The 6242-nt window shown below is 65.1% G+C and carries 4 protein-coding genes and 1 pseudogene; 2 read left to right on the top strand and 3 right to left on the bottom strand.

Going from position 1 to position 6242, the window contains the following annotated elements; all coding sequences use genetic code 11:
• Window positions 1–375 (top strand): annotated as a pseudogene (locus tag F1542_RS13720) (hypothetical protein); the annotation flags it as partial.
• A gap of 99 nt (window positions 376–474) precedes the next feature.
• Here the strand turns inward: F1542_RS13720 and F1542_RS13715 are convergent.
• From F1542_RS13715 to F1542_RS13705, 3 genes are all read right to left on the bottom strand, one after another.
• Window positions 475–2049 (bottom strand): 2-isopropylmalate synthase, encoded by a 1575-nt coding sequence (locus F1542_RS13715; RefSeq protein ID WP_193733525.1) that lies wholly within the window; start codon window positions 2047–2049, stop codon window positions 475–477.
• A 351-nt stretch (window positions 2050–2400) separates the two neighbouring features.
• Complete coding sequence (locus F1542_RS13710; RefSeq protein ID WP_193733524.1) at window positions 2401–3348, bottom strand: N-acetylmuramoyl-L-alanine amidase; 948 nt, start codon at window positions 3346–3348, stop codon at window positions 2401–2403.
• Between the two features lie 247 nt (window positions 3349–3595).
• Complete coding sequence (locus F1542_RS13705) at window positions 3596–3919, bottom strand: hypothetical protein (protein ID WP_187293615.1); 324 nt, start codon at window positions 3917–3919, stop codon at window positions 3596–3598.
• A 92-nt stretch (window positions 3920–4011) separates the two neighbouring features.
• Here F1542_RS13705 and F1542_RS13700 point away from each other — a divergent pair.
• Window positions 4012–6242, top strand: a 2231-nt coding sequence (locus tag F1542_RS13700) for a ribonuclease E/G (RefSeq protein ID WP_193733523.1), incomplete at its 3' end; no start/stop codon positions are given.

Here is a 6242-nt window from a genome sequence, read left to right as displayed (position 1 = left end):
CTGGCGGGCGGTGCGGGCGGGGCCGCGATCGGGGCCGCAACGACACCGCCGCGCCGTCCGCGTGCAGAAGCCCCTTCCACCATCTGCCCCGACGGGCGCGTACTGCCGCCGGGCTATTCACCCCAGTCCTGCCCGCAGGGCGTCCCCCAGCGCGCCGCCTATCCCGCGCAGCCGCAGGCGGGCTATGGCTATGCCCAGCCCAGCTATCCCCAGCAGGGCTATCCCCAACAGGGCGGATATGGACAGCAGGGCGGGTATTACGGCCAGCAGAATGGCTATTACGGCCAGTCCGGCGGATACGGTCAGGAAGGCTACCCACAGCAGGGCGCCTACCCGCAGGAAGGCGCCTATCCGGAAGGTTATGGCGGGTACTGACCCGCCAGCCATTCCCGGACAGCAGACACCCCGCCACGGGCTATCCCGTGGCGGGGTGTTGCATCAGTGGCGGCAGGGCGTTGCCCGCACCGCAGGGGATCAGGCATCCAGTGCTGCAGGTTCGGCACGGTCACGCTTGACCAGCAGCTTGTTCAGCGCATGGACATAGGCCCGCACGGCGGAAACCAGCGTATCGGCATCCGCCCCCTGACCATCAACCAGCTTGCCGCCTTCTTCCAGACGGACCGAAGTGCGGGCCTGCGCATCGCTGCCTTCGGTCACGGCGCCGACGGAATACAGCTGCAGGGTGGCGTCATGGGCGACAATGGCGCGGATGGCGTTGAACGCGGCGTCAACCGGCCCCTGCCCTTCGGCATGGCCTTCCTCGCGCTTCCCATCAACGTCCAGCACCAGGTCGGCGGTGGCGGGGCGGCGCGAACCGGCGGTCACATCCAGCGAAACGAAACGGATGCGGGCATGATCGCGCACTTCATCATCGACCAGCGCCACCAGGTCCTCGTCGTAAATGACCTTCTTGCGGTCAGCCAGATCCTTGAAGCGTGAAAACGCCTCGTTGAACTGTGCTTCTTCCAGGTTGTCGTAGCCCATTGCCTTCAGCTTGTCGCGGAAGGCCGCACGGCCCGAATGCTTGCCCAGCACCAGGGAGGAACGGGTCCAGCCCACGCTCTCGGGCGTCATGATTTCATAGGTCGCGGCATTTTTCAGGATACCGTCCTGATGGATGCCGCTTTCATGCGCGAACGCGTTGCGGCCCACGATGGCCTTGTTGGGCTGCACGTCAAAGCCGGTGATGGTGGCCAGCATGCGCGAGGTGCGCAGCAGGCGTTCGGTATGGATGCCGGTGGTAAACGGCAGCACGTCATGGCGCGTGCGCAGCACCATGATGATTTCTTCCAGCGCCGCATTGCCCGCACGTTCGCCAATGCCGTTGATGGTGCATTCCACCTGCCGCGCGCCCGCCTTCAGCGCCGCAACCGTGTTGGCCACGCCCAGACCCAGATCATTGTGGTTGTGGGTGGAGAAGATGACCCCATCGGCACCGGGCACGCGGGCGCGCAGGTCGGCAAAGATGCGGGCCATGTCCTCGGGCGTGGAATAGCCGACGGTATCGGGAATGTTGATGGTGGTGGCGCCCGCGCGGATGGCAGTTTCCACGCAGCGGCACAGGAAGTCAGGATCGGTGCGCGAGCCGTCTTCCGCTGACCATTCCACATCGTCGGTAAACTGGCGGGCGGCGCGGTTGCCGGCCTCGATCACCTCCAGAACCGTTTCAGGCTCCATGCGCAGCTTGTATTTCATGTGCAGCGGCGAGGTGGAGATGAAGTTGTGGATACGCCCGCGTTTCGCCGGTTTGATCGCCTCGCCCGCACTGGCGATGTCGTTCTTGCCACCGCTGCGCGCCAGTGCGCATACGACGGTGTTCTTCACCTTCTGCGCGATCTGGTAAACGCTGTCGAAATCCCCCCTGGACGCCACGGGAAAGCCCGCCTCCATCACGTCCACGCCCAGTTCCTCCAGCGCTTCGGCCATGCGCAGCTTTTCCGCGAGGTTCATGGAAAAACCGGGCGACTGCTCCCCATCACGCAGGGTGGTGTCAAAAATGATGACACGATTGGGGTCGATACGGCCAAAGGAAGGATGGTCGATGCTCATGGTAATAACCTCGGACTTGGTCCTGTTGTGTGACGGGAGGGGACACGGTTGTCGCGCGCCCCTGTCAATTCGTGTTCGCAAACCGGCGTTAGGACGGCCTGATCAATCCCCTGGGCGCGCCGGCACGCAGCCGGCCCTGATCGCTCAGGGGCGGATAAGTCGAAGACGAAGAAGCCCGACACCGGCACATGCGCGCGCGGACAGGTGCGCGTATGCGCCCGTTCCAGCCCCAGCAATGTGCGCTATCGTTACCATGGCGCGCACAATACAGGCCCGCCCCCCGATTGCAACCGTAAAAGCACGCCCCTTCCCATCACGCGGACGGGCCGCCATGTCCCCCTGCGCGCCACGTCAGCCCGTGGCATGGGTCACCATGCTGTCGGTTGCGAAATAGCGGTCGATCGCCTGCACCATCGCCCCCGCCACCACCATGCGGTGGGCAGCCTGCCGCAGGGCGGCTTCATCCATGTGGTTGGACATGAACCCCATCTCCACCAGGACGGAAGGGATATCAGCCGATTTCAGCACCACGAACGAGGCATGGCGCGACGGGTGCTGCAGCAGGCCGATGCGCGGACGGAAGGCGGTGACGATGCTGCTGGCCATGTGGGCCGCGCCGTGGCGCGTTTCCTCGGTCACCAGGCTGGCAAGGATTTCCTGCACCTCGGGCGAATCCGCATGTACCTGCGGGCCGCCATAGCGGTCAGCGCTGTTTTCCGTCCGCGCCAGCATGGCCGTCTGCCGGTCCGACGCCTTTGACGACAGGGTATAGACACTGGCCCCGCGCACGGCGCGGTTGGTCAGGGCATCCGCATGCATGGATATGAACAGCGACGCCTTGTGGGCATGGGCGATGTCCACCCGGCCTTCCAGCGGAATGAAGCGGTCATCGGCGCGGGTCATCGCGACACGGTACCGCCCGCTGGCTTCAAGCTGGCGCTGCAGTTCGCTGGCGGCGGCTTCCGCCACATGCTTTTCATACGTCCCGGAAATGCCGATCGCGCCGGGATCCTTGCCGCCATGGCCGGGATCCAGCATGACCAGCGGCTTGGGCGGCGCGGCGCGGCCGATAATGGCCGGGGCGTGCAACGGCGCATGGGACGGGTGGGCAGCATGATGGGTGGTCACACCATGGGCCGGGGCATGGGCTACCACCCGCGCCAGTGCCGTCGTGGGTGCAAGCCCGGCCAGCCCCCCCACCAGCAGGCGCCGCGTCAGGTCGGGCATGCGCCTGCCCGCGCCATCGTGCCATGACGTGGACTGCGGGGCATCATTTCCATCCGGCCGGCCTTTGGGCATGCATCTTGTTCCGGTCAAAACAGTTACGGGTCTGTCTGCTTTCCTTATCACCGTACGGGTCGGTCGTCAGCGGGATAAACGCAAGGCCCCCTTGCAGGAATGGTTTCATTGCGTCATGCTGCCCAGCCGTGATGGACCACGCCAAGTCCGGCTGCCCTGCGGGCATGTCCGAAACGGCCCGATGCCAGCAGGCATGACTTTCTCCATCCGGCATGCATCAAGCATGCGCGGCATACGCTTACCGGTCTTACATACCGGCCACGCCACGGCGTGGGGGCACATGCCACGCACGACCTGACGCTGCCGCGCCGGTGTTCCCCATCGACAGGAAACCGGATGGCATACCAGTCGATACGGAAGGTCCCGCCCCGGCAATCAGGCCGGGCCGCGCCCTCCCCCAGTCATGACCGAGGATGGATTGAACACCACGCGGGTTTCTGCCGCACATGCGATGACACCATGCCCCACCGCGGGCGGCGCGAATGCGCCGCATCAACGCGGCAGGCATGGCCTGTCCGCCCGCGCGCCGCGCGGTGGTGTTCCGTCCGGGTCCGGTCGCCTGTTTTTTCATGTTTCTGTCCGTTCCCCCTGCCTCCCCCTGCCGCCACGGACCACGCGCGCAGCCCGGATGCCGGAACGTGACATACCGGAGTGCGCCTATTTATGAGCAAACGCATGCTGATCGACACGACCCACGCGGAAGAAACCCGCGTGGTCGTGATGGATGGTAACCACCTGGAAGATTACGATGTTGAAGCTGCATCCAAGAAGCAGCTCAAGGGCAACATCTATCTGGCCAAGGTTATCCGCGTGGAACCCAGCCTGCAGGCTGCGTTCGTGGATTACGGCGGTAACCGCCACGGGTTCCTGGCCTTCAGTGAAATCCACCCCGACTATTACCAGATCCCCGTAGCCGACCGCGAAAAGCTGCTGGCGCTGCAGGAGGAGGAACGCCGCGCGGAAGAAGAACGCCGCGCGCGTGACGACGAGGAAGAAGACGCCCCCGCCGCCACCGAGGAAGGCGAGGAACCCGGTGAGGACGACGAGCCCGAAACCGTAGGCGGTGAAAACGACACCGGCGACGAAGCCCAGGCCCAGCGCCGCATCGCCCGCTTCCTGCGCAACTACAAGATTCAGGAAGTCATCCGCCGTCGCCAGATCCTGCTGGTGCAGGTGGTCAAGGAAGAACGCGGCAACAAGGGTGCGGCGCTGACCACCTATGTCTCGCTGGCGGGCCGTTACTGCGTGCTCATGCCCAACTCGCTGCGTGGCGGGGGCGTATCACGCAAGATCACCTCGGTAGCCGACCGCCGCCGCCTGCGTGACATCATTACCGAACTGCAGATCCCGCGCGGCATGGCCATGATCGTGCGCACCGCAGGCGCCCAGCGCCCGCGCGCCGAAATCATGCGCGACTGCGAATACCTGCTGCGCCTGTGGGACGATATCCGCCAGCACACGCTGGAATCGGTTGCCCCCGCGCTGATCTATGAAGAAGCCAGCCTGATCAAGCGTGCCATCCGCGACATCTACACGCGTGAGGTCAGCGAAATCCTGATCGATGGCGAACCGGGCTGGAAGTCCGCGCGTGAGTTCATGCGCATGCTCATGCCGCAGAACGCGCAGAAGGTGCGGCTGTGGCAGGACCATGAACAGAGCCTGTTCTCCCACTACAAGGTGGAGGGGCTGCTGGATTCCATGCTGTCACCGTCCGTGCAGCTGAAATCGGGTGGCTATCTGGTCATCAACCAGACCGAAGCGCTGGTCGCGATCGACGTGAACTCGGGCCGCGCCACGCGTGAGCGCAATATCGAGGAAACGGCGCTGCGCACCAACCTCGAAGCGGCGGAGGAAGTCGCCCGCCAGCTGCGCCTGCGTGACCTGGCCGGGCTGATCGTCATCGACTTCATCGACATGGAAAGCCGCAAGCATAACGGCATGGTCGAGCGCAAGCTGAAGGACGCGCTGCGCACGGACCGCGCACGCATTCAGGTTGGCCAGATCTCGCATTTCGGCCTGCTGGAAATGTCACGCCAGCGCCTGCGCCCCTCCATTGCCGAATCCGCCTTCATGCCCTGCCCGCACTGTCAGGGCACCGGCATCGTGCGTGGGATCGAAAGCTCGGCGCTGCATGTGCTGCGCGCGATCGAGGAAGAGGGCATGCAGCGCAAGGCGGCGGAAATTTCCGTTGGCGTCACGCCGGAAATCGCCTTCTACATCCTCAACCACAAGCGCAACTGGCTGTCGGAAATCGAAACCCGGCACAAGATGCAGGTCACCTTCGCCCCCGATGCCGCCCTGCAGCCGCAGGACTGCAAGATCGAGCGCGTGCGCCAGCAGACGGCCCGCTTCGACGCGCCGGTGATCGAACAGGCACCGGCTGAAACCGGCCATGTGCGTGAAATCCAGATCCAGGCCGAGCCGCCAGCGGCGGAAACCCCGGCCGAAGCCGTGGCCACCACGGAAGAGGACGAGGATATCGCATCGGGTACCGACCATCGCCGTCGCCGCCGTCGCCGTCGCCGTCGTGGCAATGGTACCGCAGCGCAGGGCGCCCAGACGCCAGCGACCGAGGATACGGCACAGGAAGCACCCGCACCGGTCGCACCTCCCACGCCCGCACCGGCTCCTGCACCCGAAGCCTATCGTGGTCCCACCCCGGCTGATCCGTATGGCGATGCGATCATCGACATCTTTGACGTGATCGAACAGACGACCGCCCCCAGCGAAGTGGTTGTGGAAGCCGATCCGGTGGTGGTCGAAGTGGAAGAGGCAGCCCCGGCCCCGGTGGCCGAGGAAGAAACCACCAAGCCACGCCGCACGCGTCGCCGTACGCGCCGTCGCACCACCCCGGTGGAAAACGGGGCGACACCGGTCGCACAGGAAGCCGAGGC

The organism is Komagataeibacter sp. FXV3 (assembly GCF_015155755.1).
Lineage (GTDB): Bacteria > Pseudomonadota > Alphaproteobacteria > Acetobacterales > Acetobacteraceae > Komagataeibacter.
This window is presented reverse-complemented; position numbering and strand designations above follow the sequence as displayed.

Bases quoted from the DNA above. Each gene is read 5' to 3' on its own strand.
- F1542_RS13715 (WP_193733525.1), bottom strand. From the start codon at position 2,049: ATGAGCATCGACCATCCTTCCTTTGGCCGTATCGACCCCAATCGTGTC.
- F1542_RS13710 (WP_193733524.1), bottom strand. From the start codon at position 3,348: ATGCCCAAAGGCCGGCCGGATGGAAATGATGCCCCGCAGTCCACGTCA.
- F1542_RS13705 (WP_187293615.1), bottom strand. From the start codon at position 3,919: ATGAAAAAACAGGCGACCGGACCCGGACGGAACACCACCGCGCGGCGC.